Origin of the sequence: Seongchinamella unica, assembly GCF_004354085.1 — a bacterium.
GTDB classification, from domain to species: domain Bacteria; phylum Pseudomonadota; class Gammaproteobacteria; order Pseudomonadales; family Halieaceae; genus Halioglobus; species Halioglobus unicus.
Genome location: NZ_SMSE01000002.1, coordinates 330,794 through 357,081, shown reverse-complemented (window position 1 = coordinate 357,081; position 26,288 = coordinate 330,794). Strand labels below are relative to the sequence as shown.

The following is a 26,288-nucleotide window of genomic DNA, read 5'->3' as shown; positions in this document are numbered from 1 at the left end:
ATCACTGTCATTCCCGCCCCGGCGGGTGTTCAGCGACGACAACCCACTGGATCCGGGCCTGACCATGGATGACGGTGAAGAAAAACGGATAGAGGTTTTTAGAGCATGACATTTGTTGTAGGCGAAGATTGTATCAACTGTAAGCACACCGACTGCGTGGAAGTCTGCCCGGTCGACTGTTTTTACGAGGGCCCAAACTTTCTGGTCATTCACCCGGACGAGTGCATTGACTGCGCCCTCTGTGAGCCGGAATGTCCCGTGGACGCTATCTTCTCCGAGGACGAACTGCCGGAAGACCAGCAGGTCTTCCTCGAGCTGAACGCCGAACTGGCGGAAGTCTGGCCCTGCATTACCGAGATGAAGGACGCCCTGCCGGACGCCGAAGAATGGGCCGGCAAACCCAACAAGCTGGAATTACTGCAACGCTAGTTGCGCTGCAACGCCGGAGCCCCGCAATAGCGGGGCTTTTTTATGGCTGCAAGATTTACAGAGGATGCACTCGGACCGGCAGGGTTTCGTAACCCCGGACGAAGTTGGACTGCACCCGTTTCGGTTCCGCCATCACCTCGACTAAGCTGAATCGCCGCATGATTTCCTCCCACAGGATACGCAACTGCATCTCGGCCAGGCGGTTACCCATGCAGCGATGCACGCCGAAGCCAAAAGAGATGTGGTGGCGGGGATTTTTGCGGTCGATGATAAACGCGTTGGGATTGTCGATGCTGCGTTCGTCGCGATTACCGGACATGTACCACATAACCACCTTATCACCCTCGCGGATTTTCTGACCACGAAACTCCAGGTCCCTGGTCGCTCGCCGGCGCATGTGTGCCAGGGGTGTTTGCCAGCGGATGATTTCCGACACCATGGAGGGGATGAGCCCGGGGTCCGCGCGCAGCTTGTCGTACTCCCCGGGATTCTGGTTCAGGGCCAGCACCCCGCCGGTAGCTGAGTTGCGGGTGGTGTCGTTGCCGCCCACAATCAGCAACAGCAGGTTACCGAGAAATTCGACCGGGTTGTCTGCCATCTCGCTGGTATTCGGATCACGCTGCAACAACGTGATCAGGTCAAAGCCGGCACTGTCGCTCGCCTCGCGCTCATGCCAGATCCCGGTAAATGTTGCCAGACAATCCAGCAGCGCGGTTTCACGCTCCCGGGGGTCGGCATCACCCCCCGAGATTTGCGGCGCGGCGGTAGCCATATCCGACCAGTAGGTCAACTTGGAGCGTTGCTCGAAAGGAAAATCAAACAGGGTAGCCAGCATCTGGGTGGTGAGGTTGATGGAAACCTCATCGACCCAGTTGAAGGTGTCTCCAACTGGCAGATTGTCGAGTATTGCGGCAACGCGTGAGCGGATCAGGGATTCCATTTCCGCCAGGTTCCTGGGCGCCACCACCGACTGCACCGCCTTGCGCTGCAAGTCGTGTTTGGGCGGGTCCATGGCAATAAACATATCCAGCGGCATATCTTCCTCGGGGTCGCCAATCACGATCGCCGGTTCCGAAGAGAAGTCCTGGTGATTGGTGTCCACGGCGACGATGTCGTCAAATCGAGTGACCGACCAGAACGGCCCGAAGGGACTTTCCGCCTGGTAATGTACCGGGGCCTCGTCGCGCAGGCGCGCGAAATAAGGGTACCAGCTGTCCTCAAGAAACATCCGTGGGTCGCTGAAATCTATTTCTTCCAGAGGCGTGGCAGCCGGATCAGGGAGTTGTGTCATGGGGTTCATTGGTTCGCTGCTCCATTCACATCTGGTATTCGGGCATCCGGACGACCATGCCTTCCATGGCGTCGGTCACCTCGATCTGGCAACTCAGCCGGGAGCGGCCCTCCCGATCCGGACGCATAGCCAACATGGCATCCTCCAGTGGATTGGACTCGCCAGCGGCTGCCAGCCACTGGGGGTCCAGGAATACATGGCAGGTCCCGCAGGCACAGGCGCCGCCACAGTCGGCGTCGATACCGGGGATACCGTTTTCAATTGCGTTGAGCATCAGGGTCTTGCCGGATTCGGCATCGATGGTGTGGCCGGTTCCATTGAACTCGACCAGGGTAATTCTGGGCATGGCGGGTTCCTTTTTTTGCACGCCATCCAGTTTAGTGCAGGCCAATAGCAATGGGAGGTCATTTATTGACTAAAAAGGGTCATTTAATGACAATGTGCCAATGAGCGCGCATCGTGACCATGACTTTATCCCCAGCAGTTACTCCCGCATTATTGCCCGTGAACTGGGTCTCCAGGAACGGGACCTGCCACGCCTGCTCGCTGGCACTGACTTGCCGGTGGACGTACTGCTGGCCGGGGATGAGAGCCGGCTGACCGGCAGGCAACAGGTCCAGGTGCTGCGCAACGCGCGTACCATCGCCGGGGCACCAGAGCTGGGATTGCGCATCGGCAGGCAACTCAAGCCTGCATCTCACGGCCCCATCGGCTACCTGGCACTATCGAGCCCTGATCTGTTGACCGCCCTGCAATCCCTGCGGGACTTCCTGCCACTGCGCATACCCTTCGCCCAGCTGGACATCAATGAAGATGGATCGTGGCTCAGATGCGAGTTACGGATCACCTTGCAGCAGGACTCCAGCGAGACCCGTATGTTGACTGAGTGCTTTGCCATGGCCCTGCAATCACTGGTGGAGGCATTTCTGGGCCGCACACTCACCGAAGCCCTGTTCTGTTTTCACTTCCCACGACCGGCCTATTACCGGGCGTATGGGCAATACCTCCAGTCAATGATCAAATTTGAGCAGCCGGAAGACTGCCTGCTGATTCCCCGCTCGCTGGCCGGTGAGAGCAATCCTTCAGGGGACGCAGCATCCTACGCCATCGCTCGCAGGCTGTGTGCCCAAATGCTGGAGGAAACCCCGATCGCAGCCACGGCCATGACCAACAGGGTGCGACGTTTCCTGCTGGCGCAGCCATTGGGTAGTGTCACTGAAGCGGATGTGGCGAAATCCCTTTACGTATCCAAGCGCACATTGGCGAGGCGGTTGAATAAAGAGGGCACCGGCTACCGGGAAGTCACCGAGCAACTGCTATCTGAACTGGCAGTTCGCCACCTTGGGGAACCCGGCCTGAGTATCGAGTCCGTGGCCCTTTTACTCGGTTACCATGACAGTGCCAATTTCCGCCGGGCGTTCAGGCGTTGGTATGGTATGCCCCCTGCGGACTACCGCAAACAGGCACTAATGAATTAGGATAGGACGGGGCGTCACTGCAGTAACGACCAAGCCCCGCTTTTTGAAAGACCGAAGGACACCAATAAAATGGACAATAAACTGGTTGCACTGATCGTTTCCATCCTGCTGCCACCGCTGGCGGTCTACCTGAAAAAGGGCGCCGGTTCAGACCTGGTAATCAATATCGTTCTCTGCCTGCTGATGTGGCTGCCCGGTGTACTGCATGCCATCTGGCTGACGGTGTTGTAGATCAGATCGTTGCAAGGGTTCTGTCATTATGACTGACGGCAAGCAGGCGGGCCTGCTGGGTATGGACTGGCGGGTCGCTTTTGGCCTTGCGGTTACTCTCATCTGGATCAGCGCCGGCCTGGTCTACCTGGTGTCGATCGTTGGTCTGGACAGTTTCGTGCACCTGCCGACCGCCGATATCGGTAGCTTCCTGGAGGGTGCATTTGCCCCGCTGGCCTTTCTCTGGCTGGTCATCGGCCACTTTATGCAGCAAAAGGAGATATCCGCCAACACCCGGGCCATATCCATCCAGGAACAGAGCGCCCGACGGCTTGAAGTGCACTCCCAGCGTGATTCCTATTTTAAACTGCACGACCTGGTACAGGATCAACTGGGTGCGATCGCGGCCTTTCACTACATGTCTGTTTGCGGTCCCACCGGCACGGGAGAAATCACCGGGGAAGAATTTACCGAACAGAGGCACCGCGCAGCCACCGGCGACAATTCATTCTTTATTCGCAAAATGATTGCGGTGGCGGTCAATTACCGGGAAGACATGGATAAGCTGTGCGAGATTTTTTTCGGCACCGCTGTTCGCCGGCGTCACTCGGAAACCTTTGCCCATACCTTCGGCAAACTGCTGAAAACGGCGCAAGCCGTCGATACCGACGATATGATTGCCGACGCCCTGCTCAACGGCTCTGCGGCGGGCCTGCTGTACCGCATCATTCAACATGTCCGCGGCGAGGAAGGTATAGGGCCGCTGATGGGCTTTCCCATCAAATCCGACCTGCCCTTACCCGGCCAGGAACCCTCCGCATAGGGAACCCCGCCAGGCTTTCGGTAGCAGCCCGGTAGGGTCGTCCATAGCCCACTGTCGGCACGGCGAAACCTGCAACGGTCAGTGTCAGGGCTTTATCACTTGCGCTGAAAGCAAAATTCCTTGAGGTCAATCAATTGCAACCCAGTAAACACTGAACTAGCATGAAAGGGCTTTTAGGCCAGCAAGGCATCATCATGCGACGCAAATCATCCAGGTTGATTTTAGCAGCATCCGCACTGTCCACCCTGATAGCCCTCCCGGCGATGGGGAACATCTTTCAGGACGAACTTGATCAGGTCGACTTTGCCCTGAAAAACAATCCCACGCATGCCTTGCAGCAGTCACTGGAATCCTGTCTCGCGCAGAGAAATTCCGCGGTCAAGCTGAACAAAATGGGCGACGAGGTGCGAGCCAGGCGTGCGCTGCAGTACTGCTTCGACTCTCTCAACCTCTCCAAGACATACGTTGTGAGAGTTGCCGCGCCAAGCCAGAGAGAACTGCTGGCCAAGGCTAAAAAAGAGTACGACCAGGCGCTCAGCCTGACCCCGGACGCGGCCAACGGCCTTGCTATTTATCGCGAGTGTGCCGCCTGTCACGAGCCTGAAGGATGGGGACGGACCACCGGCAGCGTTCCCCAGATAGCCGGCCAGCACCGGACCGTCATCATCAAACAGCTTGCCGATTTTCGCGCTGGTAACCGGGACGCAGTGCTGATGGTGCCCTATGCGACCGTGGAAAGCATCGGTGGTGCCCAGGCGGTTGCGGATGTGGCCGAGTATATTTCCACCCTTGAGATGAGCGTCGAGAATGGTGTTGGCTCAGGCGAAAACCTCGCCCTGGGGGAGAAACTGTATCGGGAGCACTGCCTCGAATGCCATGGGGAAAACGGCGAAGGCAGCAATGATGACCTCATTCCGCGCCTCCAGGCGCAGCACTACAAATACATGGTTCGCCAGTTCAAATGGCTGCGCGAAGGCGCCCGCCGCAATGCCAGCGAGGAGATGACAGCCCTCAGCATGGCACTTGACGAGGACGAGATGGAAGCTGTTCTCGACTACGCTTCCCGGCTGCAACCGAATGAGGAGTACCGCGCGCCGCCCGGCTGGAAAAATCCGGATTTCGAGCAATAGCAGGGGCATCCGGGTATCCCTGACACTTCTGGCCAGCGGGAAATGTGAGAGTTTCACCATCAATATAATGGAACCCGCGCATTCGTCAGGCCTGGCCGCCGATAACCCCCATTGCCGCCAGGTCTTCCAGTTCGTCGTCTCCCAGGGCCAGTATCCCTTTCAGCACTTCCTCGTTATGGCTGCCAACTTCACCCCCCGGCCAGTCTGTCCTGCCGGGTGTTTCCGACAGCTTGGGCAGAATGGCCGGAATCTTCAGTGGCTCCCCATTTATCTCCACCCTCTCGAACATGCCTCGGGCGGTGTAGTGCTCGTCTTGCATCATGTCGGCAACACTGTAGATGGGGCCGACGGGCACCCTGGCCTCTTCTAGCATGGCAATGACATGAGTAGAGGAATGGGCGGCGCACCAGTCCGCCAACGCCCTGTCGATTGCCTGCTGGTGGACCACACGTCCGGCGTTGTCAGCCATCTCCGGGTTTTCCGCCATATCTGAGCGGCCGGCGACGTTCATCAGCCGCCTGAAGATAGAGTCGCCGTTGCCGCCAATCACCACATGCTTGCCGTCATCACAGAGGTAGGTATTGGTGGGCACAATACCGGTGACCGTGGTTCCGGAGGGCTCTCGGATCGCTCCGGTAGCGTCGTATTCAGGCACCATCGCTTCCATCAGGTTGTAGATGGATTCATACAGGGCCACGTCGATCACCTGGCCGCTGCCGCCCGGCTTGCTGCGCTGGATAATGGCCAGCGCCACGCCCAGGGCGGCGTGGATGGCGGCGAGGGTATCGCCCAGGCTGATATTGGTCCGGATCGGCGGCTTCCCCGGTTCGCCGTTAATATAGCGGAAGCCTCCAAAAGCCTCGGTCACCGACGCATAGCCGGGCTTGTCGGCGTAGGGGCCGTACTGGCCGTAACCAGAGATACGGGCGTAGATCAGGCCGGGATTGTCGGACTTCAGCTCCTCGGGACCCATGCCCCAGGATTCCAAAAGCCCGGGGCGGAAGTTTTCCACTACCACATCGGCGGTCTTGACCAGGTCCCTGGCCAGCTGCTGTCCGCGCCCGGACTTGAGATCCAGGGTGACGCTCTTTTTATTGCGACCCAGGCTACGCCACCAGAAGGAGGTACCTTCCTCGTCCAGCAGGCGCCAACCGCGAATCGGGTCGCCCCCGGGGGGTTCGATCTTGATAACCTCGGCGCCGAAGTAGGACAGGATAGTGCCGGTGAAGGGGCCCGCCAGCAGTTGCCCCATTTCGATAACCCTGATTCCCTCCAGGGGTCGTTGTCCGTCGGACATTATTATCTCCATCAGGCTATAGACAGAAGGTGGGAGTTACCCGGACTGCCAGGGGCTTTGCCACAGCAGCAGGTTGTCCGGGATGATACAAAAAAGGCCACCCTGCTGGCGACCTTGATCAATCCGGGGAGCTGGTCTCAGTTGAACAGCGACTCTCCACTGAGGCCCTGAGTTTCCATAATGACCCTGAGTCGCTTGAGCGCTTCGACCTGGATCTGGCGAACGCGTTCACGGGTCAGGCCTATCTCGCGCCCCACCTCCTCCAGGGTGCTGCTTTCGTAACCTCGCAGGCCAAAGCGACGGGAGACCACTTCCCGCTGCTTCTCTGACAACTCATCCAGCCAGGACGAGATACTGTCCCGGATATCTGAATCCTGGAGCAGTTGCGAAGGATCGGTTTCGTGACTGTCGGCTATGGTGTCGACCACCGCCTTGTCAGAATCGGGACCTACCGGTGTATCTACCGATGTCACCCGCTCGTTCAATCCCAGCAGGCGTTTCACGTCCGCCGCCGGTTTATCCAGCATGTCAGCGATTTCTTCCGCAGTGGGTTCATGATCCAGTTTCTGGGTCAGCTCGCGGGCGGCACGAAGGTATACGTTGAGTTCCTTGACCACGTGAATCGGCAGGCGAATTGTGCGGGTCTGGTTCATGATGGCCCGCTCAATGGTCTGGCGGATCCACCAGGTAGCATAGGTGGAGAAGCGAAAACCCCGCTCGGGATCGAATTTTTCCACCGCCCGGATCAGTCCGAGGTTACCTTCCTCGATGAGGTCCAGCAGGGTCAGGCCGCGATTGATGTAACGGCGTGATATCTTCACAACCAGTCGCAGGTTGCTTTCAATCATCCGCTTACGCCCTTCCTCATCGCCCTTGATGGCGAGACGGGCATAGTGCTTTTCCTCGTCTGCGGTGAGCAGCGGGGAATAACCGATTTCGTTCAGGTAGAGTTGGGTGACATCCAGCGACTTCTCGACTTTTCGGACGGTGGCTGTGCGCGCCTTGGCCTGGTCGAAGCGGGCTGCTTCCGCCTGGGCTGCGCTATCCTCTGCCGGGTTGGCCGCTTTTTTCCCTGCTGCCGCATCCGGCTCACTGCGGCTACAGCTTTTGGCTTTCGTCTTCATTGCTGCCCCTGTTACCCGTCCCTTGTCCGAACTCCGTTTCGGGCTGGTTGCGCTATCCAGATCCATGGCTATACCTCGTTTTTTGTAGTGGTATTGAGAGTATTTCCCGCCGGGCCGATCAGACTAACCCAACCTGAAGATCAATTACAAGGTGCTATGCAAATAATTGCATTGGCTAACTTCTCCACGAAACCGCCCCTTCAAAGACCACTGTTGCCGCCCGGATCAACGTCGGGGCAACACCCGGAGAGGGTCGATGGGCTTGCCCTCCTTGCGAATTTCGAAATGCAGTTGCACCTTGTCGGTACCCGTATTGCCCTTTTCAGCGATCTTCTGCCCGGCCTTAACGGTGGTCCCTTCCGCGACCAACAGACGACTGTTGTGGCCATAGGCACTGAGGTAAACATCGTTGTGCTTGATGATGATGAGTTCTCCCAGGCCGACGATGCCGGTACCGGCGTACACCACCTGGCCCGCTGCGACGGCCTCGACCGGGTCGCCGGACCTGCCACTGATATCAATACCTTTGTGCACCGTCGATGAATAACCGCGAATAACCTTGCCGACGGTGGGCCAGCGCCAGGTCTTCACCGGACCACCGGTCGGCGCCGCAGCGACTGTCCGGGTGGCGCTATCTGTTGTAGCAGGTTTTGATGACGGTTTGGTGACAACCGGGGTTTTTGCCGGCGTGGGAGCCGGTTGGGGAACGCCGGGGAGCGCGGCCCCTGCCCCGGATCGGGTATTGCTGGCACTGGCGGTGCGCACCGGGGGATCCACTTCCCGCAATTGCAGGCGCTGGCCGGGATAAATCGTATACGGCGGCGCGATACCGTTACCCGCGGCCAGGCGCCGGTAATCCAGGCCGTAGCGGAAAGCAATGGAGTACAGCGTGTCGCCGCGCTGCACGGTGTAGCCGCTACCAGGGGACTGGGGGGTGCTGCGGGAGTGGCGGTCCTCCACGGGAGCCGGCGGGTTGCCGCCGCAAGCAACAACCAGGCACAGTAGCAGTAAACTGCAGATTACCGCCCTGATAGCGTACTCTCCTTTGCCAGGCCCGCCGCGGCGGACAGTTAACCGCACCGGTCAGGTGGCGGGATCGCCCCAGCGGACGTTGATCACCCAGACGAGGAAAAAGCCCAGTAACATCAAACCCAGGCACAGGGGCACCTGGGCAGGCTCCCCGGTCAGCGCGGTAAACTCGACCGGCCCCACCGGCAGCTGTTGTGCCGGCTTGAGTTGCCCGTGGCTGCCCGCTACCCAGGCCAGCACCTGTTTCCAGGGCCACACCACCAGCAGTGAGCCAAACAGAAAACCGGTCAACAGTGCCATGGTGCCCTCATGAAACCGGTGAAGCAGGAAGTGCAGGAGCCGGGAGAAGCATAACAACCCCGCGATCGCTCCTGCGGCCAGCACTGCCAGGAACACCAGGTCAAACGAATTGACGGCGGCCAGCACCGTGCCATACATACCCAGCAGCACCAGAATGAAACTGCCGGAGATACCCGGCAGTATCATCGCGCAAATCGCCAGGAAACCGGAGAGAAAGACTCCGGCGAGGCCAAAGTGCATATTGACCACCGGCGCCAGGGCGATCGTCGCTGCCACACTCACTCCCGCCAGCAGGCAAAGGCCGCGGGCGGGATTCCAACCCCTGACCTGGCGCAGCAGCACCAGCGCCGAGGCGAGGATCAAGCCGAAGAAAAATGCCCACAGGGGTACGGGGTGATATTCAAGCAGCCAGGAAATCAGCCGGGCCAGGGTCGCAATACTGGTGACGATACCGGCCAATAATGCCAGCAGGAAACCGCCGTTGATGTGCTCCCAGGCTCCGCGCACGTCGAGTTTAAGCACGAGGCGCACAAACTCCAGGTCAACCGAGCGGATGCTGGTCAGCAGCGTGTCGTAAATTCCGGTGATAAATGCCATGGTGCCGCCGGACACACCGGGGACGATATCGGCGGCGCCCATCAGCATACCGCGCAGGTAAATGCCGAGAGAGGTCAACGCTAGCGCACCGTTCCCGGGCGCAGCGGTACGAAATGCACCGCCTCGACCACCGTGGTTTCAAACCCCTCGTGAGTGCGATCAACGACGTGCAGGTGCTGGGTATCTCCTCCCACGGGGATCACCAGCCTGCCACCGGGCGCCAACTGCTCCAGCAAGCCCTGGGGAATGCGTTCTGGCGCGGCGGCGGCGAGGATACCGTCAAAGGGCCCTCGCTCCACCCACCCCATGCCGCCATCGGCGTGATTCATATGTACATTGCGCAGCTTGAGCTGGCGCATCCGCTGGCGGGCCTTTTGCTGCAGCGGCTTTATTCGCTCCACGCTATAGACCTCCCCCACCAGCTGGGCAAGGATGGCCGTCTGGTAGCCGGAGCCGGTGCCAATTTCCAGCACGCGCTCGGGCGTACCGCCCGCCAGCAGCAGTTCTGTCATGCGGGCGACAATATAAGGCTGGGACAGGGTTTGCTGAAAACCGATAGGCAGGGCGACATCCTCGTAAGCCCGGTGGGCCATGGCCTCGTCCAGAAACAGGTGGCGGGGGGTCATGCGGATAACGTCGAGCACCTCCTGGTTATCGATTCCCCGATCGAGCAGACGCTGGATCAAACGCTCCCGGGTGCGTTGTGACGTCATGCCGATACCGTTGAGGTCTACCCTGCTCACTCCCGTTACCACTCCAAAAACATCCCCATTTTATTTTTTGATAGCGCTGCCCTACGCATACCGGACAAACTCTGCCAACAGCGCCGTGGCAAAACTGCCGGCACCGAGACGGAACTCCAGTTGCAGGCTGCCATCATCACAAAACTGCCAGCAAAAGTCATCAGGGACAAGGCGGCTCGCTCGCCAATCCAGTTCCAGCCCCTGATCGAGCAAAAAATCAGCCGCGTTGCGATATTCGCCGATCGCCTGCAGCCGCCTATCCTGCGCCTCTCCCACCAGCGTCTCGACACCACGCCCCCACAGGGACAGCGCCGGGTGCAGGTCGACCGCGGCGCAGCGGCTGGCTATTTCTGCATCCGGTTCGGCACAAAAAAACTGACTGTGGGTACCGGCCAGTATGCAGGTATCTCCGGCCAGCACCTGGTTCCAGTCCCCGCTGCGGACCCGATCCGCCAGCTGCAGGTTAAACAACTGGGCCCTTAGCACTGACAGGTAAAGGCTGCGCTTGTTTCGCGACAGTCGCCGCCCACCGGTATCTATCCAGCGCAGTGCCTGCACCAGGTTTGATCCGCCGTGGCCAAAGCGCTGTTCACCAAAATAGTTGGGCGCGCCGAGGGACTGGATGGTCTGCAGCCGTTGCTCAATAGCGTCGCGATCACCGCTAAGCGCCTGCAGCGCCAGGCGAAAGCGATTAGCTTTGTGGACACCGCGCTTGAGTTTGCGGCGATGTCGGTGCACCTGCAACACGACCACATCGCCCGTCCCGCCAAGTTCACTCCAGTCGGGTTCGGCCTTACCCGCCATGCGCACACTGAACCACTGCCGGGTCACCGCATTGCGATCTTTCATGCCGCTGAAGCTGATATCCCGCGGATGAATGCCGCTCAGGGAAGAAATTCGCCGGGCCAGGTCATTGGTGTTAAGCCCGGTTTTCTCCAATTGCAGGAACACATGCTCGCCCTCGCCGTCGGGCTCAAAACCCAGTTCCTCGTAGACCCGGAAATCCTCAGGGACAGAGCGTAAGCGCCCCTCGGCAACAGGCCCGCCGAAGGCGCATGGCCGGGTATCGCTCATGCGCCGGTTGTTTCCAGCAACACCACGGCGTGTGCAGCAATTCCCTCTCCGCGACCGGTGAATCCCAGCTTTTCGGTGGTTGTCGCCTTGACGTTGACGCGGTCAATATCCGCGGCCAGGTCTGCCGCCAGGTTGGCCCGCATCCGGTCGATATGCGGAGCCATTTTGGGAGCCTGGGCAATCAGGGTCGCGTCCAGGTTGGCCAGCGCATAACCGGCCTGCCCGACCAGCTCCATCACCCGGCGCAGCAGCAGGCGGCTGTTGATGTTCTCATTGGCGGGGTCATCGTCCGGAAAGTGACGACCGATGTCGCCGGCGGCTATCGCCCCCAGCAGTGCATCGCAAACCGCATGAATCAGCACATCGCCGTCCGAGTGCGCGGCGAGGCCTTGATGGTGAGGAATTCTCACGCCCCCCAGTACCACATCGCTGCCCGCTTCAAAGCGATGTACGTCATAACCGTGACCTACTCGCATACGCCCTCCTTCGCGCCCAGATACCAGGCCGCCAGGGCCAGGTCCTCAGGCAGTGTCACTTTCAGGTTAGCGGGGGAACCGGGCACCAACTGCACCGGGTGGCCGGCCAGTTCCATGGCCGACGCTTCGTCCGTCACACCCTGCCCGCTGGCGGCCGCCTGCTGCAGGGCCGCTGTTAACTCCCCCAGGCGAAACATCTGCGGCGTCTGGGCCCGCCAGAGCCGGTCGCGCTCGAGGGTTGCCTCGATAAGGCCCTCGCGATCGGCCCGCTTGATCGTGTCGACCAACGGCAGCGCCAGGATACCGCCCCGGCCTGCGGCCAGCACGCGCTCAATCAACCGCTGCGCAGCGGCTAGGGGCAAACCGGGCCGGGCGGCATCGTGAACCAGCACCCAGTCGTCCTCAGTACCCGTGATCGCCAGCAACGCAGCCAGCACTGAATCAGCCCGTTCCTCACCGCCAACGGTAAAGCGGATTCTCGGGTCCTGCAGCAGTGGAAGCCCCCGCGCCCGATCGTCTTGCGGATGCAGGGCAATGGTCAGGGAGGCCATGCCGGGGACACGAAGCAGCGTTTGCGCGCTGATTTCCAGCAGCGTATGACCGCCTATTTGCAGATACTGCTTCGGCCTGTCAGCTGCCATGCGCGAACCTGTCCCGGCAGCGGGAATCACCCCGTGCAAGCTGGCATTCACTCGGCTTTACCCGACTTCACGGGCGGGGCATCGCTATCCTCGATCTGGTAGAAGACCTCGCCCTCGCGAACCAGGATCAACTGCTCGCGGGCCCGTTGCTCGACCCCGGCATTGCCCGATTGCAACTCCAGCACTTCCCGCTCCAGCACGGCATTGCGGGACTCCAACTCAGCATTGACCCGGGTGAATTCCTCGACCTGGGCCTTGAGCCGCTGCTGCTCGGCAATACTGCCCTCGGCAATCCACAGGCGATACTGCAGAACCACCAACAGGACCAGCAGGACCCCCAGCACCCAGCGCAAGCGTGCTGCGCCCTAGCGCTTGAATTCCGCGATACCGCGGTACGGCGCCTTACCCGCCAGTTCAGCTTCGATGCGCAGCAGGCGATTGTACTTGGCGACTCGATCGGAGCGACACAGTGAGCCGGTCTTGATCTGTCCGGCGGCGGTGGCGACGGCCAGGTCGGCGATCGTGGTGTCCTCGGTCTCGCCAGAGCGGTGGGAAATTACCGCGGTGTAACCAGCGGCCTTGGCCATGGCAATTGCATCCAGGGTCTCGGTCAGGCTGCCGATCTGGTTGAACTTGATCAGGATGGAGTTGGCCACACCCATATCGATACCCTGCTTGAGGATCCTGGTGTTGGTCACGAACAGGTCGTCCCCCACCAGTTGCACCTTGTCGCCTATCTTGTCCGTCAGCAGCTTCCAGCCATCCCAGTCCGATTCGTCCAGGCCATCCTCAATAGAGATGATGGGGTGGCTTGCGGCCAGGTCGGCGAGATAGTCGCAGAAAGCCTCGCTGGAGAACTGCTTGCCCTCACCCGCAAGGTCATACACGCCGTTGTTATAAAATTCCGATGCGGCACAGTCCAGCGCCAGAGTGATGTCGGTACCCAGTTTGTAACCGGCCTTGTCCACGGCTTCGGCAATCGCTTCCAGCGCCGCCTCGTTGGACGGCAGATTGGGTGCAAACCCGCCCTCGTCACCCACCGCCGTGTTGAGACCGCGGGCAGACAAGACTTTTTTCAGCTGGTGGAAAATTTCCGCACCGGCGCGCAGGCCCTCGGCGAAGGTGGGCGCGGATACCGGCTGAATCATGAATTCCTGGATATCCACATTATTATCGGCGTGCTCGCCACCATTGAGGATGTTCATCATCGGCACCGGCATGCTGTATTCGGAGCTGCCGTTGACCTCGGCGATGTGCTGGTACAGCGGGATGCCCCTGGCCTGGGCAGCGGCCCTGGCTGCCGCGAGGGAAACCGCGAGAATGGCGTTGGCGCCAAACTTCGCCTTGTTGTCAGTGCCATCGGCATCGATCATGGCCTGGTCCAGGTCGCGCTGGGCGCTGGCATCAGTCCCCAGCAACAGGTCGCGGATAGGACCATTGACATTGGCTACGGCGTTGAGGACGCCTTTACCCAAATAGCGTGCGCTGTCACCGTCACGCAATTCCAGGGCTTCGCGTGAGCCGGTAGAGGCTCCGGAAGGCGCAAAGGCGGAACCAACCTGGCCGGAATCAAGCGTGACTTCCGCCATGACCGTGGGATTACCACGGGAGTCCATGACCTCGAAGGCCTGAATGTTTGCGATGTTACTCATAGGGTAATGCTCCGTATTTTCTAATCGATTTCCAGCGGTGGCAGCGATTTCACCAGATCGTCCACTGCCTTTACCTGGGCAAGAAAGGGTTCCAGCTGATCCAGTGGCAAGGCGCTGGGGCCATCGCACTTGGCGTTGTCGGGGTCGGGATGCGCCTCCAGGAACAGGCTGGCAAGTCCGGTGGCCATCCCCGCCCGGGCAAGCTCTGCCACCTGGGCGCGACGACCGCCGGAGGCTGCACCGCCCGGGTCCCGGCACTGCAGCGCGTGGGTGACATCAAACACCAGCGGCGCGTTGCCGCAGGCCTGCTTCATCACGCCGAAGCCAAGCATATCGACCACCAGGTTGTCATAGCCGAAATTGCTGCCCCGTTCGCAAAGCAGTATGCGGGTGTTGCCGCACTCGGCGAACTTGTCGACCACGTTGGCCATTTGCGAGGGGCTGAGGAACTGGGGTTTCTTGATATTGATCACCGAACCCGTCGCCGCCATGGCGGCCACCAGGTCGGTTTGCCGGGCGAGAAAGGCCGGCAACTGGATAATGTCTGCAACCTCAGCCGCTGGCGCCGCCTCCTGTGGCGTGTGCACATCGGTAATCACCGGTACACCGAACGTCGACTTTACCTCCGCCAGGATGGACAGTCCCTCATCCAGTCCCGGCCCCCGGAAAGAGTGAATGGAGGAGCGATTGGCCTTGTCATAGGAGGCCTTGAAGACGTAGGGAATGCCCAGCTCGGAGCATACGTTAACGTAGTGTTCGGCAACCGAGAGGGCGAAATCGCGGCTTTCAAGCACGTTTACCCCGCCCAACAGCACAAAGGGTTCGCGGTTGTCGAATCGGATGTCTCCGAGGGTGACGGTCTGGTCGGTCACGGCCTGTCCTCTTTCCGGGAGCCGGTCAGCCGGTGGATCCGGCTGCGGCGTGATCAATTGCGGCCTTGATATAGCTGGTGAACAGGGGATGCCCGCCCCGTGGCCGGGAGGTGAACTCCGGGTGGAACTGGCAGGCCACGAACCAGGGATGGTCCGGCAGTTCGACCATCTCCACCAGGGAGCGGTCGGCCGACCAGCCGGCGATCTTCATGCCTGCTGCACACAATTGATCCACATAATTGTTGTTCACCTCGTAGCGGTGGCGGTGACGTTCCTCAATGGTATCGGCACCGTAGATCTCCCGCACCCGGGTGCCTGGTTCCAGATGGCAGGGCTGCGCACCCAGGCGCATGGTGCCGCCCATGTCCGATGACTCATCCCGTTGTTCGGTGCTGCCATCGGCGTTCTGCCACTCGGTGATCAGGCCGACAATCGGATGCTTTGTGCCGGCGTCCATTTCAGTGGAATGGGCCCCTTCCAGGCCGCACACATTGCGGGCGTACTCCACCAGCGCAACGTGCATACCCAGGCAGATGCCGAGGAACGGTATATTGTTTTCCCGGGCGTACCGCACCGCGGTGATCTTGCCTTCAATGCCCCTGTCGCCAAAACCGCCCGGCACCAGTATGGCGTCAACTCCCTCGAGCGCGCCAGTGCCATTCTCTTCGATTTCCTCGGCGTCGATGTGATCGATCCGCACGTGAGTCAGGGTTTGCAGGCCGGCATGGGCCAGGGCCTCGTTGAGCGATTTGTAGGCGTCCAGCAGGTCCATGTACTTGCCGACCATGGCAACCCGCACCTCGCCAGCAGTCTCGCAGAATTCCCGCTCGACCACGTCATCCCACTCGGATAAATCTGCTTTCGGGCAGTCGATACCAAATCGCTCAACCACGAAGTCGTCCAGCCCGAAACCACGCAACATGCCCGGAATGCGATAAATGGAGTCGGCATCCTGCAGGGGAATGACCGCCCGTTCCTCGACGTTGGTAAACAGGGAGATCTTCTTGCGGGCACTCTCCTCGATATCCACCGAGCAGCGGCACAGCAGGATGTCGGGCTGCAGGCCCAGGGCACGCAGTTCTTTCACCGAGTGTTGGGTCGGCTTGGTTTTTATCTCGCCGGCGGTGGCGATATAAGGCACCAGGGTCAGGTGCATCAGCAGCGCCCGGCTGGGCCCCATTTCCACTTTCAACTGACGCGCGGCTTCCAGGAACGGCAGGCCTTCGATATCGCCCACGGTACCGCCTATTTCGATGACAGCTATGTCGGCATCGCCTGCCCCGAGCACCACCCGGCGCTTGATCTCGTCGGTAATGTGAGGGATCACCTGCACTGTACCGCCCAGGTAATCGCCCCGTCGCTCCTTGCGCAGAACAGCGTTGTAGACCCGACCTGTGGTGAAGTTGTTGCTGCGCTTCATCGTGGTGCGGGTGAAACGCTCATAATGCCCCAGGTCCAGATCGGTCTCGGCACCGTCTTCGGTGACAAAGACCTCCCCGTGCTGAAACGGACTCATGGTACCCGGGTCGATGTTGATGTAGGGGTCGAGCTTGAGCAGGGTCACTTTCAGGCCACGTGCTTCGAGCACAGCGGCAAGGGACGCCGCGGCGATGCCCTTACCCAATGAGGAAACCACACCACCAGTGACGAAGACATAACGCGTCATGAAAAGCCTTTAAATACGCTGTATTTCGGGATACACAAAACCTCCACTGCGCTCTCTACGGGGCGATGGAAGTCCTGTGAAAAGATGGGAAGCCAGCGTAACAGAAAGCCCTCTGCAGCTCAATCACAGACAGCGGTATTTGTGGCCTCCCAGACCAGCTCCCAGGGGGCCTCCGCGTCCTGCCCCTCGGCACCCCAGCGACTGCTGCGGCAGGGACCCGCGGCGCCGACCGCGACCAGCTCCTCCTCCAGGTAGAGCAACGGTACCCGCTCCCGCCACCACGGCGGCACGGCGGCCTGCTGCAGCACTTTCTTCAGCGGTTTGCTGCGCTTGCCGCCGGCAAGCCGGACCCGTTCACCGCCGTTGCGCCAGCGCAGCTCCAACAGCTCATCTGCCGCCAGCCAGATGCCCTCTCCCTCACAGCGCCTCAACGCGACGCGCCCCACGCCCGGGATATCCCGGGTCTCTCCCGGGGCGAGGTTGATCACCTCGTCCGGTGGCGGACTATCCCCCGGCAACAGGTAGACATGCTCCCGATAGCGCTGCAGCCGGTAGCTGCCGGTATCCAGCAGGGGGCGGGCATCAGTTGCCGCCTCGCGCAACTGGCGCAGGAATTCGGCCAACAGTGACTGGTCGGGCAACTGCAGGGCAAGCTTGCGCAGCCAGCTGCGGATGAGCAACCCCGCGTCATGGTCGCTGCTCTCGAGCAGAGCGTCCAGCGGCAGCCCCGGGTCACCCAGGGTGCTGACGCAGGGCTCGGGCAGCGACAGCCCCTGCTCTCGCGCGGCTGATATTCCCGCCAGATGATCGGCGGCTCGACTGACGGTTTGCCGATAGGCCGGCCAGCGTTGCTCGAGCAGCGGCATCACCTCCTTGCGCAGGTAATTTCGGTCCAGGCTGGTCTCGGCATTGGATGGGTCATCAATCCAGCGTAAACCCTGGGCCTTTACATAGGCCTGCAGCTGCGAACGGCTGATATCGAGCAGCGGGCGCAGCAAGCGTGCCTGTCCCAACGGACGCTCTCGGGGCATGGCCGCGAGCCCTTCCACACCGGCCCCGCGCAGCAGGCGCAGGAAAAAGGTTTCCACCTGGTCGTCAAGGTGGTGCCCCATAAAAAGCAGCTCCCCTTCCTCCAGGGTTTCCTCTAAGAGCGCGTATCGCGCCTCGCGGGCAGCCGCTTCCAGCCCCTTGCCCCGCCGGATTTCTACCTCCGCGTGCAGGGCGATAAAGGGAACATCAAGAAAACGGCAGATCCAGGCACAGTGGTTTTCCCACTCCGTGGCCTCCTCCTGGATACCATGATTGACGTGCAGGGCAGTGAGCGGCGGCGCGTCGCTGTTAGCGCGGCACCAGGTGTTGAGCAGTTGTAACAGTGCTGTTGAATCGACTCCCCCACTGAACGCCACGTACCAGTGGGAAGCCTGCAGGTGATCGGCGAGCGGTCCATCCAACAGGGTATGGCGGATGACCTGGGCCATGATCCGGTGCGGAGCCGGGGCCTAGTTGCCGTAGGACATCAGCCGCTGGTAGCGCTTGGCCAGCAAATCCTCCAGCGGGAGTTGCTGCAGCCCCTGCAGTTGTTGCAGCAGATGGGCCTTGATCCGTTCGGCCATAAGATCCACGTCGCGATGGGCGCCACCCAGCGGTTCGGGGATGGTAGCGTCGACAATACCCAGCTCCTGCAATACGGAAGAGGTCACACCCATGGCCTCTGCGGCATCGGGTGCATTGGCCGAGTCCTTCCAGATGATGTTGGCGCAACCCTCCGGGGAAATGACAAAGTAGGTCGAGTACTGCAGCATGGCCAGGTGATCGCCGACACCAATGCCCAGCGCACCGCCGGAACTACCCTCGCCAATCACGACACAGATAATGGGGGTGGCGAGGCGGGACATCACCGCCAGGTTCTGGGCGATAGATTCGCTGATCCCCCGTTCCTCGGAGTCAATACCGGGGTAGGCTCCCGGGGTGTCGATCAGGGTAATTACCGGCATCTTGAAACGCTCTGCCATTTCCATCAGCCGCAGTGCCTTGCGGTAACCCTCCGGTTTGGGCATGCCGAAGTTGCGCAAGACCTTGTCCTTGACTGCCCTGCCCTTTTCCTGGCCGATGACCATTACCGGTTGTCCCTCGAGGCGGGCAATACCGCCGACGATGGCATTGTCATCGCCAAAGTGGCGATCGCCATGAAGTTCGTCGAACTCGGAGAAAATGCGCGGGATATAGTCCAGGGTGTAGGGCCGCAGCGGATGCCGCGCCACCTTGACGATGTCCCAGGAACTGAGATTGGCGTATATCTTCTCGGTGAGCCGGGTGCTCTTTTGCCGCAGGGTCTCGATTTCCTCACTGATGTTAAGTTCATTGTCCGAGCCCACCAGCTGCAGTTCCTCGATCTTCACTTCGAGTTCGGCGATGGGCTGTTCAAAATCAAGGTAGTTGGGGTTCATCAGCTATCCAATGTCGGGATTCGGGCAAGGCCACAGTGTACAAAAATTCAGGAGGCTCCACCAATGCCAGAATAGCCGGTGCTGTCGGCGACATAGAGACGTACATCCCGGAACTCGGCCGACTCATCGAGATCCGGTAATGTGCAGCTGTCATGCTGGCCCAGCAGGGTGTAGGGAGGGAAGTTGAAGTCTTTCACCCGTGAATCGGCCACCAACACCTGCGGTGCCCGCTCGGTAAAGCGTTGCAGCCAGGGCAGGTTCTCGCGGTCGTACAGGACATCGGCAACGATGATCACGTCCAGTTCGCCGGGCACCGAGAAGTAATCGTCGCTCAGGCTCAAGCTGACCTTGTTGAGACCGGCATTGATACCGGTCGCCTCAAGGGCCAGCGGATCAATATCGCAGGCAATCACTTCCTGCGCGCCAGCCAGGGCAGCGGCGATGGCGACCACCCCCGAACCACAGCCGAAATCCAGTACCCGCCGGCCCCTGACCCAGGCCGGATTATCCAGCAGGTACCGGGCCAGCACCTGCCCGGAGGCCCAGCAAAACACCCAGTAGAGGGGGTTATTCATGACCCGTTGCATCTGTGCTTCACTGAGACTTCCCTGGGGATAATCGGGCGACAACAGCAACAGCTCGAGTTCCGGCACATCCGGCAATGTCATCGTCTGCAGCCGGGCGCCGGGAATAATGGCCCCGAGTGTGGCCTGAAGTTTTTCAGGTAGCGTTGGCATGGGCAGCGATTATAACGCTTGTACTGTCGGGCACGGGCATTACACTAGCCGCCATGTCCGAACTTCCCCCCTACCTTGTACCCCACAGCCAGGAAGAAATCCGCATTCTCTATGCGGATGAGGATCTGTTGCTGGTGCGCAAACCGGACCTGCTGCTGAGCATTCCCGGACGCCATCCGCTGAACAAGGACTGCCTGATCACCCGGCTGCAACAGGACTATCCCACCGCCAGCATCGTCCACCGCCTGGACCTGGACACCTCGGGCATCATGATTATCCCGCTGAACAAGCCCGCCCACGCCCATATCAGCCGACAGTTCCAGCAGCGCAGGGTGGAAAAAAGCTATCACGCGGTGGTTTATGGCCGCGTGGCGGAGGATGAAGGCAAGGTGGAATTGCCCATCCGCTGCGACTGGGAGCGCCGTCCCCTGCAAATGATCGACCACGAACGGGGCAAATATGCCCTGACCCACTATGAGGTACTGGCGCGGGAGAAAGACCGGACCCGGCTGCTGCTAAAGCCGGTGACCGGCCGCTCTCACCAGCTGCGCATTCATATGCGGGAGCTGGGGCATCCGATCCTGGGCTGTGACATGTATGCCCACGAGGAAGCGCTGGCGATGGCGGACAGGTTGTTACTCCACGCCACGACGATCGGGTTTGAGCACCCGGTGACCGGGGAGTGGCTGAGCGGGGAGTGTTTGCCGGACTTTTGAGTAACCCAGACCCCTTCGCTTATGCCTGCGGTTGCGGGCATGACTGCAACACCGTCACTAAAACTGGTTCAGGATATACCCCAACACCATGACCTGGGGCACCGTGATCAGCGGCAGGTACAGCGCAATCTTCCACGAGCGGGTGGTGTCCCTGATCGACATCACCTCGGTGTAGTCCGTCGCCACTCCCGCCATCAGGAAGGTGAACGCGTTGCCCGGCGCCCCCGCCCGGTTCAACAGGTCGGCGGCGATCGGGGTGGAACCCTCGGAGCAAACCTCGATGATGGTCGTCGCCAGCAGGGTTAACCAGAGACCGCCCATGGTGGCACCAAACCAGGTAGCGAAGCTCTCCTCGGGCATCAGCGCACGTATCGCTCCGGCCAGGATCAGGCCGAACAGGGACCAGCGGATCACCACCCGCGACCCGGCGAAGCCGTCCTTGAGAATGTCGGTGGTGCCGCGGGCGGAGAAGTGCATGGACTGGCGCAGTTCGGCCCACATCTCGCCCAGCGGACGTTCCTCGCCGAGAGCTTCCCGCGACGGGTTCTGCGGCAAGGTGCCACGCTCGACCAGGGCATCAAAAATCAGGCCGGATATGACGCCGATCAGCAGCGACAGGGCGATAAACAACAGCGTCCAGCCGACGCCGATCAGGCCGAAGAGAATCAGGGTCAAGGAGAAGGAATTCCAGGGGCTGGCCAACAAAAAGGCCACCACCTGGCCGATGGTGGCCCCTCGCTCGTAGAGTTTCATGCCCACGGCGAGGATGCCGTGGCTGCACAGGTCGAGAAAAACACCGGCCAGGGTCGCCCGCAGCAGGCCGTGCAGGCCGCCATCACGCCCCAGCACCCCCATCACCAGCTCTCTCGGCACACGGCTCAGCAGGCCAACGAACACAATGCCGAGGGCAATACCCCACCACATGGCGTTGAACAGCTCGACGATACCGCCGGTGAACACACCGAAGGCTGATTCGTGATCATGCGGTAGCAGAACGCCCAGAGGGTAGGCAATGGCCACGATGACCAGGCAGGTCCAGAAAAAGTAATCGCGGTTGGCCGGGGTTTCGCAGCAACTGTCCTCGCCCTGCTCGGCATGGCAGCTGGCGGCAACCGCTTCCGCGGGCGCCCTGCTGCAGCAGCCATCTTCCTGATGTTCGCCAGCGACACTCATGCGCTGCCCCCCTCACCATGGGCAAGATCGTCGAGGATGGCGCACTCCGGACCCTCGTCACCCTGGCAGCGGCTGGCCATGTCCTCAAGTACTGCCTGCATTGACCTCAGGGCGTCGATTCGCTCCTGCAGCTGGGCACTTTTTTCCAGCACCAGCGACCTGGCATGCCGACTCTGGCGACCACTGTCACGGTAGAGGTCCAGTAACTGCCGACACTCCTCCAGGTCGAAGCCCACTTCCCGCGCCCGACACAGAAACTTCAGTTCCTCCACCGCTGCGCTCTCATACTGCCGGTAGCCGTTATCACCGCGTCGGGCCGGCGCTATGAGGCCGATTTCCTCATAATAACGAATGGTTTTACTGCCCAGGCCACTGCGACGGGCCGCTTCCGATATGTTCATAGGCACCTCCTGACTCTTCATGGACTCAATGTAAACCTTCCAGTTACCGGAAGGTCAAGCCCGGTGAATCGCCTTTCAGCGGGGTCAGGTGACCAGCGGGCCCCTCCCCAGTTCACGGCCAAGGTACTCGGCAAAAATCCTCGCCCGGGCGCTGATAACCCCCGGCAGGTCTGTGACCAGGTAGTGTGAGTGACGCGCCTCCACCGTGGCTCCGCCCAGGGCAACCAGGCCACCGTTACGCAGATCACTGGAAACCTCAATACGGTCCGCCAGAAAGACCCCGCAACCATCCCTGGCGGCACAGATCCCCAGGTACGAGTCCTGTACATAGATGTGGGACCTGGCATGGCGCGGGCTCAGGCCCTGGTTGGCGAGCCAGCGCTGCCAGCGCCCGTGTCGGTCATGTATCAGCGGCAGATCCAGCAATTCCCGGGGCCCGCTGACCGTACCCTCCGGGGGCAGTAACGCCGGGCTGGCAACGGGACCGTAGGTTTCTCGAAACAGTTCCCGTACCACCTTTTTGGGTGCCCGGGGCTCGCCAAAGCAAACCGCAACCTCAATATCCGGCGGCAGTTCCTGCTGCAGGGGGCTGATATTATCCAGCCGGATTTCGATTTCCGGGTAACTGCGATTGAACTCGCCAATCATCGCCAGCAACCAGCAGGCGGAAATCGACGGCGGTGCGGCAATCACCAGTTCCCCCGGCAGGGAGCCCGGATCCACTGACAGCGCCCCCTCGGTGAGTCGATCCAGGGCCTCACCGACGGCCAGTGCCAGGCGCCGGCCCTCCAGCGTCAGCGTCAACCGGTTCTTGCTGCGGTCAAACAGTTCGGTCCCCAACTGCGCTTCCAGCTGGCGAATTTGCCGGGATACCGCACCGTGGGTGACTCCCAGTTCCTCCGCTGCCCGTCGCAGGTGGCAGTGACGGGCTGCCACCTCGAAAGCCCGCATGGCGTTGAGTGGCAGGTTACGTCGGGTGATGTCCATAGGCCTCCTCTTGGTTACTTTAAATCACCATATATGTGCAAATATATCGATTGCAGTGACAAATACAATACGGAAAATAGCCCCTCACCGAATTCCACCCGCAAGAGTCGCAGCCATGACTGTATGTCTTGATGATCCCAGCCTGCTGATTGCCGACAGTTTTATTGACGGCCAGTGGCGCAGCGCAACACAGCGCTTCGCGGTCTGCAATCCTGCCACCGGCGAGACCGTCGCCGAAGTCGCCAACCTCGGCGCAGCCGAAACCCGGGAGGCCATAGCCGCCGCGGAGCAGGCCATGGCCGGCTGGCGAGCGCGGCCGGCAAAAGAGCGCAGTGTCCTGCTCAGGGGCTGGTTCGACCAGATCCTCGCCCACCAGGAGGACCTGGCCCGGTTGATGACGGCGGAACAGGGCAAGGTGCTGGCGGAGTCGAGACTGGAAATCACCTATGCGGCGTCGTTTGTCGAGTGGTTTGCCGAAGAAGCCAAACGCATTTATGGCGATATTATCCCAGGCACCGCAGACCGCAGGTCCATCGTCATTAAACAACCCGTGGGCGTGGTCGCTGCAATCACGCCCTGGAACTTTCCCAGTGCCATGATCACCCGCAAGGTGGGACCGGCACTGGCCGCGGGATGCGCCGTGGTGCTGAAACCGGCAGCGGAAACACCGCTTTCCGCGCTGGCACTGGCGGAGCTCGCGGACCGGGCCGGCATTCCCCGGGGGCTGTTCAACGTCGTCACCGGCACTGACGCCGTTGCCATCGGCAGGGAACTCACCGACAGCGCGGTGGTCAGGAAACTCACCTTTACCGGATCCACCCCGGTCGGCAAACAACTGCTGTCCCAAAGCGCAGAGACCGTCAAAAAAGTATCGATGGAATTGGGAGGGAACGCGCCTATCCTGGTGTTCGCCGACGCCGACCTGGACGCGGCTGTGCAGGGGGCTGTGGCCAGCAAGTATCGCAATGCCGGCCAGACCTGTGTGTGCGCCAATCGCCTGCTGGTGCAGGACAGTATCTACGACACTTTCCTGGAAAAATTCGCCGCCCGGGTCGCAGCGTTACAGGTGGGCGACGGGAGTGATGAAAACAACACCCTGGGGCCGCTGATCGATTCTCGCGCGCGGGCCAAAGTCAGCGACATGGTCGAGGATGCGGTTAGCGCAGGAGCCCGCATTGCCACCGGCGGTGAAACCCTGGACTGCCTTGGCCCCAACTTCTATCAGCCGACCGTGCTCGCCGATGTGACCGCTGACATGCGCGTATTCCGTGAGGAGATTTTCGGCCCGGTGGCGCCGGTGCTGCGCTTCCATGATGAGGCGGAGGCCATCGCCATGGCCAACGATACCGAGTACGGTCTCGCCGCTTACCTCTATACTTCCGATATCGGTCGGGTCTGGCGGGTCAGCGAAGCCATCGAATATGGCATGGTCGGCGTCAACGAAGTGGCCATCACCTCCGAACTCATACCTTTTGGCGGCGTGAAGGAATCCGGTCTTGGCCGGGAAGGCTCCCACTACGGTATCGACGATTACCTGGACATCAAATACATTTGCATGGGCGGCATCGCCCAGGCTTGAGCAAAGCACAACCGAAGGAGACAACGATATGTCTGCAGTCATCTATCCAACCACCAACCTGGCGGCTACCGAGCAACTGACGTTTGATCGCGGTGAAGGCGTGTATGTGTACGACCGGGATGGGAAACAGTACCTGGAAGGACTCGCCGGACTCTGGTGTACCGGCCTCGGCTACGGCAACCGGGAACTGATTGATACCATCAGCGAGCAGTTGGGCAAGCTGTCCTACTCCCACACGTTCGGCGGCAAGACCCATCAACCGGTTATCGATCTCGGCAACAAACTGGCCGAGATGGTGCCGGTCAAAGATGCCATGGTGTTCTTCGGCAATTCCGGCTCCGATGCCAACGACAGCCATATCAAAATGCTGCGCTACTATTTCAACGCCATCGGCAAACCTGAAAAGCGCAAGATTATCACCCGCGAAAGGGCCTACCACGGGGTGACGGTTGCGGCCGGATCCCTCACCAGCCTGCCTGCCAACCTGGCACATTTTGATGCGCCGCTGGACGCGCTGGGCATATTACGCACCGACCACCCGCATTATTATCGCGGCGCCCAGGGCGACGAGACAGAGGCGCAATTTGTCGCGCGCATCTGCAACAACCTGGAACAGCTGATTCTTGCCGAGGGCCCGCAAACCATCGCTGCCTTTATCGCTGAACCGATTACCGGCGCCAGCGGTGTGATCGTGCCCCCCGCCGGTTACTATGAAAAGGTCCAGGCTATCCTGGACAAGTACGACATCCTGTTCTGGGCGGACGAGGTCATCACCGGTTTCGGCCGCACCGGCGAGTTGTTTGGCTGCGACACCATGAACATACAGCAGCCGGCGATGATGAGTTTTGCCAAGCAGCTGTCGTCCGCCTACTACCCGATCAGCGCCGCTGTCATTCGCGGCGACATGTACGAGCCCATGGTTGCCGCCAGCGAAGAAGTCGGCGTTTTCGGCCATGGTTTTACTTACTCCGGTCACCCGGTCGCCTGCGCTGCTGCGCTCAAGACCCTGGAAATTTACCAGCGTGACGGCCTCTACCAGAATGCAGCGGACCAGGGCAAATACCTGCAGTCACGGCTGGCGGAGTTCATGGACTTCGAGCAGGTGGGTGAAGTACGGGGCAAGGGCCTCCTCGGCGCCATCGAACTGGTTGAGGATCGCACCAGCAGGGCACCTGATATCGCCCTCGCCAAGAAAGTCACCCAGGCGGCCCAGGACAACGGATTGATCGTCCGCAACGTGGCAGGCAACGCATTGGCCGTGTGCCCGCCGCTGATTATCAACCGGGCGCAGGTTGATGAAATGGTGGAGAAGTTGAAGACGGCGATTGAGCAATCGATCGGGAGCGCCTCCTAGGCGCCGCCGCGGGCGGATTGCCTGTCGAGAACCGACAACCCCGGCGGCCAGGGCCGCCGCCT

Annotated in this window: 28 protein-coding genes; 8 read left to right on the top strand and 20 right to left on the bottom strand. The window is 60.7% G+C overall.

Going from position 1 to position 26,288, the window contains the following annotated elements; all coding sequences use genetic code 11:
• The first annotated feature begins 105 nt into the window (after window positions 1-105).
• Window positions 106-429 (top strand): ferredoxin FdxA, encoded by a 324-nt coding sequence (gene fdxA, locus E2F43_RS08720; RefSeq protein ID WP_117953087.1) that lies wholly within the window; start codon window positions 106-108, stop codon window positions 427-429.
• Window positions 430-484: 55 nt separating this feature from the next.
• Here fdxA and E2F43_RS08715 read toward each other — a convergent pair whose 3' ends face one another.
• Window positions 485-1,729: a cytochrome P450 gene (locus E2F43_RS08715; protein ID WP_133211733.1), complete on the bottom strand. Its 1,245-nt coding sequence runs from the start codon at window positions 1,727-1,729 to the stop codon at window positions 485-487.
• Window positions 1,730-1,745: 16 nt separating this feature from the next.
• Window positions 1,746-2,066, bottom strand: a complete 321-nt coding sequence (locus E2F43_RS08710; RefSeq protein ID WP_133211731.1) for a 2Fe-2S iron-sulfur cluster-binding protein — start codon at window positions 2,064-2,066, stop codon at window positions 1,746-1,748.
• A 100-nt stretch (window positions 2,067-2,166) separates the two neighbouring features.
• On the opposite strand from E2F43_RS08710, the gene E2F43_RS08705 reads away from it, so the two are divergent.
• The 4 genes from E2F43_RS08705 (at window position 2,167) to E2F43_RS08690 (ending at window position 5,361) form a co-directional block, all read left to right on the top strand.
• Window positions 2,167-3,198 (top strand): AraC family transcriptional regulator, encoded by a 1,032-nt coding sequence (locus E2F43_RS08705; protein WP_133211729.1) that lies wholly within the window; start codon window positions 2,167-2,169, stop codon window positions 3,196-3,198.
• A 69-nt stretch (window positions 3,199-3,267) separates the two neighbouring features.
• Window positions 3,268-3,429, top strand: a complete 162-nt coding sequence (locus E2F43_RS08700; RefSeq protein ID WP_133211727.1) for a YqaE/Pmp3 family membrane protein — start codon at window positions 3,268-3,270, stop codon at window positions 3,427-3,429.
• A gap of 28 nt (window positions 3,430-3,457) precedes the next feature.
• Window positions 3,458-4,231: a hypothetical protein gene (locus E2F43_RS08695; protein ID WP_133211725.1), complete on the top strand. Its 774-nt coding sequence runs from the start codon at window positions 3,458-3,460 to the stop codon at window positions 4,229-4,231.
• Between the two features lie 161 nt (window positions 4,232-4,392).
• Entirely contained in the window at window positions 4,393-5,361 is a 969-nt protein-coding gene (locus tag E2F43_RS08690; RefSeq protein ID WP_133211723.1) for a c-type cytochrome, read from the top strand.
• An 85-nt stretch (window positions 5,362-5,446) separates the two neighbouring features.
• Here E2F43_RS08690 and E2F43_RS08685 read toward each other — a convergent pair whose 3' ends face one another.
• From E2F43_RS08685 to E2F43_RS08615, 15 genes are all read right to left on the bottom strand, one after another.
• On the bottom strand, window positions 5,447-6,658 hold the full coding sequence (locus E2F43_RS08685; protein ID WP_133211721.1) for a CaiB/BaiF CoA transferase family protein: 1,212 nt from the start codon (window positions 6,656-6,658) through the stop codon (window positions 5,447-5,449).
• Between the two features lie 137 nt (window positions 6,659-6,795).
• Window positions 6,796-7,782, bottom strand: a complete 987-nt coding sequence (rpoS, locus tag E2F43_RS08680) for an RNA polymerase sigma factor RpoS (protein ID WP_133211719.1) — start codon at window positions 7,780-7,782, stop codon at window positions 6,796-6,798.
• 225 nt (window positions 7,783-8,007) lie between these two features.
• On the bottom strand, window positions 8,008-8,742 hold the full coding sequence (locus E2F43_RS08675) for a peptidoglycan DD-metalloendopeptidase family protein (RefSeq protein ID WP_238946816.1): 735 nt from the start codon (window positions 8,740-8,742) through the stop codon (window positions 8,008-8,010).
• A gap of 123 nt (window positions 8,743-8,865) precedes the next feature.
• Window positions 8,866-9,786, bottom strand: coding sequence for a DUF368 domain-containing protein (locus tag E2F43_RS08670; RefSeq protein WP_133211717.1), 921 nt, complete (start codon window positions 9,784-9,786; stop codon window positions 8,866-8,868).
• 2 nt (window positions 9,787-9,788) lie between these two features.
• A complete protein-coding gene (locus tag E2F43_RS08665) occupies window positions 9,789-10,451 on the bottom strand; it encodes a protein-L-isoaspartate(D-aspartate) O-methyltransferase (protein WP_133211715.1) in 663 nt (220 codons plus the stop codon).
• A 51-nt stretch (window positions 10,452-10,502) separates the two neighbouring features.
• Window positions 10,503-11,525 carry a tRNA pseudouridine(13) synthase TruD gene (gene truD, locus E2F43_RS08660; protein WP_133211713.1) on the bottom strand — a complete coding sequence of 341 codons (1,023 nt, stop codon included), beginning with the start codon at window positions 11,523-11,525 and terminating at the stop codon, window positions 10,503-10,505.
• Window positions 11,522-12,001, bottom strand: coding sequence for a 2-C-methyl-D-erythritol 2,4-cyclodiphosphate synthase (gene ispF, locus E2F43_RS08655; RefSeq protein ID WP_133211711.1), 480 nt, complete (start codon window positions 11,999-12,001; stop codon window positions 11,522-11,524). Before ispF ends, truD begins: the two co-directional genes overlap by 4 nt.
• On the bottom strand, window positions 11,992-12,672 hold the full coding sequence (gene ispD / locus E2F43_RS08650; RefSeq protein ID WP_275259639.1) for a 2-C-methyl-D-erythritol 4-phosphate cytidylyltransferase: 681 nt from the start codon (window positions 12,670-12,672) through the stop codon (window positions 11,992-11,994). Before ispD ends, ispF begins: the two co-directional genes overlap by 10 nt.
• A 17-nt stretch (window positions 12,673-12,689) precedes the next feature.
• The gene (locus E2F43_RS08645) at window positions 12,690-12,986 is read right to left on the bottom strand and encodes a septum formation initiator family protein (RefSeq protein WP_238946883.1); all 297 of its coding nucleotides are present in this window, start codon (window positions 12,984-12,986) and stop codon (window positions 12,690-12,692) included.
• Window positions 12,987-13,007: 21 nt separating this feature from the next.
• Entirely contained in the window at window positions 13,008-14,294 is a 1,287-nt protein-coding gene (gene eno / locus E2F43_RS08640) for a phosphopyruvate hydratase (protein ID WP_133211705.1), read from the bottom strand.
• 20 nt (window positions 14,295-14,314) lie between these two features.
• The gene (gene kdsA / locus E2F43_RS08635; protein WP_133211703.1) at window positions 14,315-15,166 is read right to left on the bottom strand and encodes a 3-deoxy-8-phosphooctulonate synthase; all 852 of its coding nucleotides are present in this window, start codon (window positions 15,164-15,166) and stop codon (window positions 14,315-14,317) included.
• A gap of 25 nt (window positions 15,167-15,191) precedes the next feature.
• Entirely contained in the window at window positions 15,192-16,832 is a 1,641-nt protein-coding gene (locus tag E2F43_RS08630; RefSeq protein ID WP_133211701.1) for a CTP synthase, read from the bottom strand.
• A gap of 119 nt (window positions 16,833-16,951) precedes the next feature.
• A complete protein-coding gene (tilS, locus tag E2F43_RS08625) occupies window positions 16,952-18,310 on the bottom strand; it encodes a tRNA lysidine(34) synthetase TilS (RefSeq protein WP_133211699.1) in 1,359 nt (452 codons plus the stop codon).
• A gap of 21 nt (window positions 18,311-18,331) precedes the next feature.
• Window positions 18,332-19,279 carry an acetyl-CoA carboxylase carboxyl transferase subunit alpha gene (gene accA, locus E2F43_RS08620; protein ID WP_133211697.1) on the bottom strand — a complete coding sequence of 316 codons (948 nt, stop codon included), beginning with the start codon at window positions 19,277-19,279 and terminating at the stop codon, window positions 18,332-18,334.
• A gap of 47 nt (window positions 19,280-19,326) precedes the next feature.
• Window positions 19,327-20,016, bottom strand: a complete 690-nt coding sequence (locus tag E2F43_RS08615) for a class I SAM-dependent methyltransferase (RefSeq protein WP_133211695.1) — start codon at window positions 20,014-20,016, stop codon at window positions 19,327-19,329.
• A 53-nt stretch (window positions 20,017-20,069) separates the two neighbouring features.
• Between E2F43_RS08615 and E2F43_RS08610 the strand changes: the two genes are divergently transcribed.
• A complete protein-coding gene (locus tag E2F43_RS08610; RefSeq protein WP_133211693.1) occupies window positions 20,070-20,732 on the top strand; it encodes a pseudouridine synthase in 663 nt (220 codons plus the stop codon).
• A 57-nt stretch (window positions 20,733-20,789) separates the two neighbouring features.
• Here the strand turns inward: E2F43_RS08610 and E2F43_RS08605 are convergent, their stop codons facing one another.
• From E2F43_RS08605 to E2F43_RS08595, 3 genes are all read right to left on the bottom strand, one after another.
• A complete protein-coding gene (locus tag E2F43_RS08605) occupies window positions 20,790-21,905 on the bottom strand; it encodes a permease (protein WP_133211692.1) in 1,116 nt (371 codons plus the stop codon).
• Window positions 21,902-22,306 carry a Cu(I)-responsive transcriptional regulator gene (cueR, locus tag E2F43_RS08600; protein ID WP_133211690.1) on the bottom strand — a complete coding sequence of 135 codons (405 nt, stop codon included), beginning with the start codon at window positions 22,304-22,306 and terminating at the stop codon, window positions 21,902-21,904. The genes E2F43_RS08605 and cueR overlap by 4 nt, the downstream gene beginning before the upstream one ends.
• Before the next feature lie 84 nt (window positions 22,307-22,390).
• Complete coding sequence (locus E2F43_RS08595; RefSeq protein WP_133211688.1) at window positions 22,391-23,293, bottom strand: LysR substrate-binding domain-containing protein; 903 nt, start codon at window positions 23,291-23,293, stop codon at window positions 22,391-22,393.
• A gap of 115 nt (window positions 23,294-23,408) precedes the next feature.
• On the opposite strand from E2F43_RS08595, the gene E2F43_RS08590 reads away from it, so the two are divergent.
• Window positions 23,409-24,872, top strand: coding sequence for an NAD-dependent succinate-semialdehyde dehydrogenase (locus tag E2F43_RS08590; RefSeq protein ID WP_133211686.1), 1,464 nt, complete (start codon window positions 23,409-23,411; stop codon window positions 24,870-24,872).
• The gene (locus tag E2F43_RS08585; RefSeq protein ID WP_275259600.1) at window positions 24,790-26,226 is read left to right on the top strand and encodes an aminotransferase; all 1,437 of its coding nucleotides are present in this window, start codon (window positions 24,790-24,792) and stop codon (window positions 26,224-26,226) included. The genes E2F43_RS08590 and E2F43_RS08585 overlap by 83 nt, the downstream gene beginning before the upstream one ends.
• Window positions 26,227-26,288: the final 62 nt, after the last annotated feature.

Excerpts from the sequence above, each read along its gene's own strand:
- fdxA (WP_117953087.1), top strand. The coding sequence starts at position 106 with ATGACATTTGTTGTAGGCGAAGATTGTATCAACTGTAAGCACACCGAC.
- E2F43_RS08715 (WP_133211733.1), bottom strand. The coding sequence starts at position 1,729 with ATGAACCCCATGACACAACTCCCTGATCCGGCTGCCACGCCTCTGGAA.
- E2F43_RS08710 (WP_133211731.1), bottom strand. The coding sequence starts at position 2,066 with ATGCCCAGAATTACCCTGGTCGAGTTCAATGGAACCGGCCACACCATC.
- E2F43_RS08705 (WP_133211729.1), top strand. The coding sequence starts at position 2,167 with ATGAGCGCGCATCGTGACCATGACTTTATCCCCAGCAGTTACTCCCGC.
- E2F43_RS08700 (WP_133211727.1), top strand. The coding sequence starts at position 3,268 with ATGGACAATAAACTGGTTGCACTGATCGTTTCCATCCTGCTGCCACCG.
- E2F43_RS08695 (WP_133211725.1), top strand. The coding sequence starts at position 3,458 with ATGACTGACGGCAAGCAGGCGGGCCTGCTGGGTATGGACTGGCGGGTC.
- E2F43_RS08690 (WP_133211723.1), top strand. The coding sequence starts at position 4,393 with ATGAAAGGGCTTTTAGGCCAGCAAGGCATCATCATGCGACGCAAATCA.
- E2F43_RS08685 (WP_133211721.1), bottom strand. The coding sequence starts at position 6,658 with ATGTCCGACGGACAACGACCCCTGGAGGGAATCAGGGTTATCGAAATG.
- rpoS (WP_133211719.1), bottom strand. The coding sequence starts at position 7,782 with ATGAAGACGAAAGCCAAAAGCTGTAGCCGCAGTGAGCCGGATGCGGCA.
- truD (WP_133211713.1), bottom strand. The coding sequence starts at position 11,525 with ATGAGCGATACCCGGCCATGCGCCTTCGGCGGGCCTGTTGCCGAGGGG.
- ispF (WP_133211711.1), bottom strand. The coding sequence starts at position 12,001 with ATGCGAGTAGGTCACGGTTATGACGTACATCGCTTTGAAGCGGGCAGC.
- eno (WP_133211705.1), bottom strand. The coding sequence starts at position 14,294 with ATGAGTAACATCGCAAACATTCAGGCCTTCGAGGTCATGGACTCCCGT.
- E2F43_RS08630 (WP_133211701.1), bottom strand. The coding sequence starts at position 16,832 with ATGACGCGTTATGTCTTCGTCACTGGTGGTGTGGTTTCCTCATTGGGT.
- tilS (WP_133211699.1), bottom strand. The coding sequence starts at position 18,310 with ATGGCCCAGGTCATCCGCCATACCCTGTTGGATGGACCGCTCGCCGAT.
- accA (WP_133211697.1), bottom strand. The coding sequence starts at position 19,279 with ATGAACCCCAACTACCTTGATTTTGAACAGCCCATCGCCGAACTCGAA.
- E2F43_RS08615 (WP_133211695.1), bottom strand. The coding sequence starts at position 20,016 with ATGCCAACGCTACCTGAAAAACTTCAGGCCACACTCGGGGCCATTATT.
- E2F43_RS08610 (WP_133211693.1), top strand. The coding sequence starts at position 20,070 with ATGTCCGAACTTCCCCCCTACCTTGTACCCCACAGCCAGGAAGAAATC.
- E2F43_RS08605 (WP_133211692.1), bottom strand. The coding sequence starts at position 21,905 with ATGAGTGTCGCTGGCGAACATCAGGAAGATGGCTGCTGCAGCAGGGCG.
- cueR (WP_133211690.1), bottom strand. The coding sequence starts at position 22,306 with ATGAACATATCGGAAGCGGCCCGTCGCAGTGGCCTGGGCAGTAAAACC.
- E2F43_RS08595 (WP_133211688.1), bottom strand. The coding sequence starts at position 23,293 with ATGGACATCACCCGACGTAACCTGCCACTCAACGCCATGCGGGCTTTC.
- E2F43_RS08590 (WP_133211686.1), top strand. The coding sequence starts at position 23,409 with ATGACTGTATGTCTTGATGATCCCAGCCTGCTGATTGCCGACAGTTTT.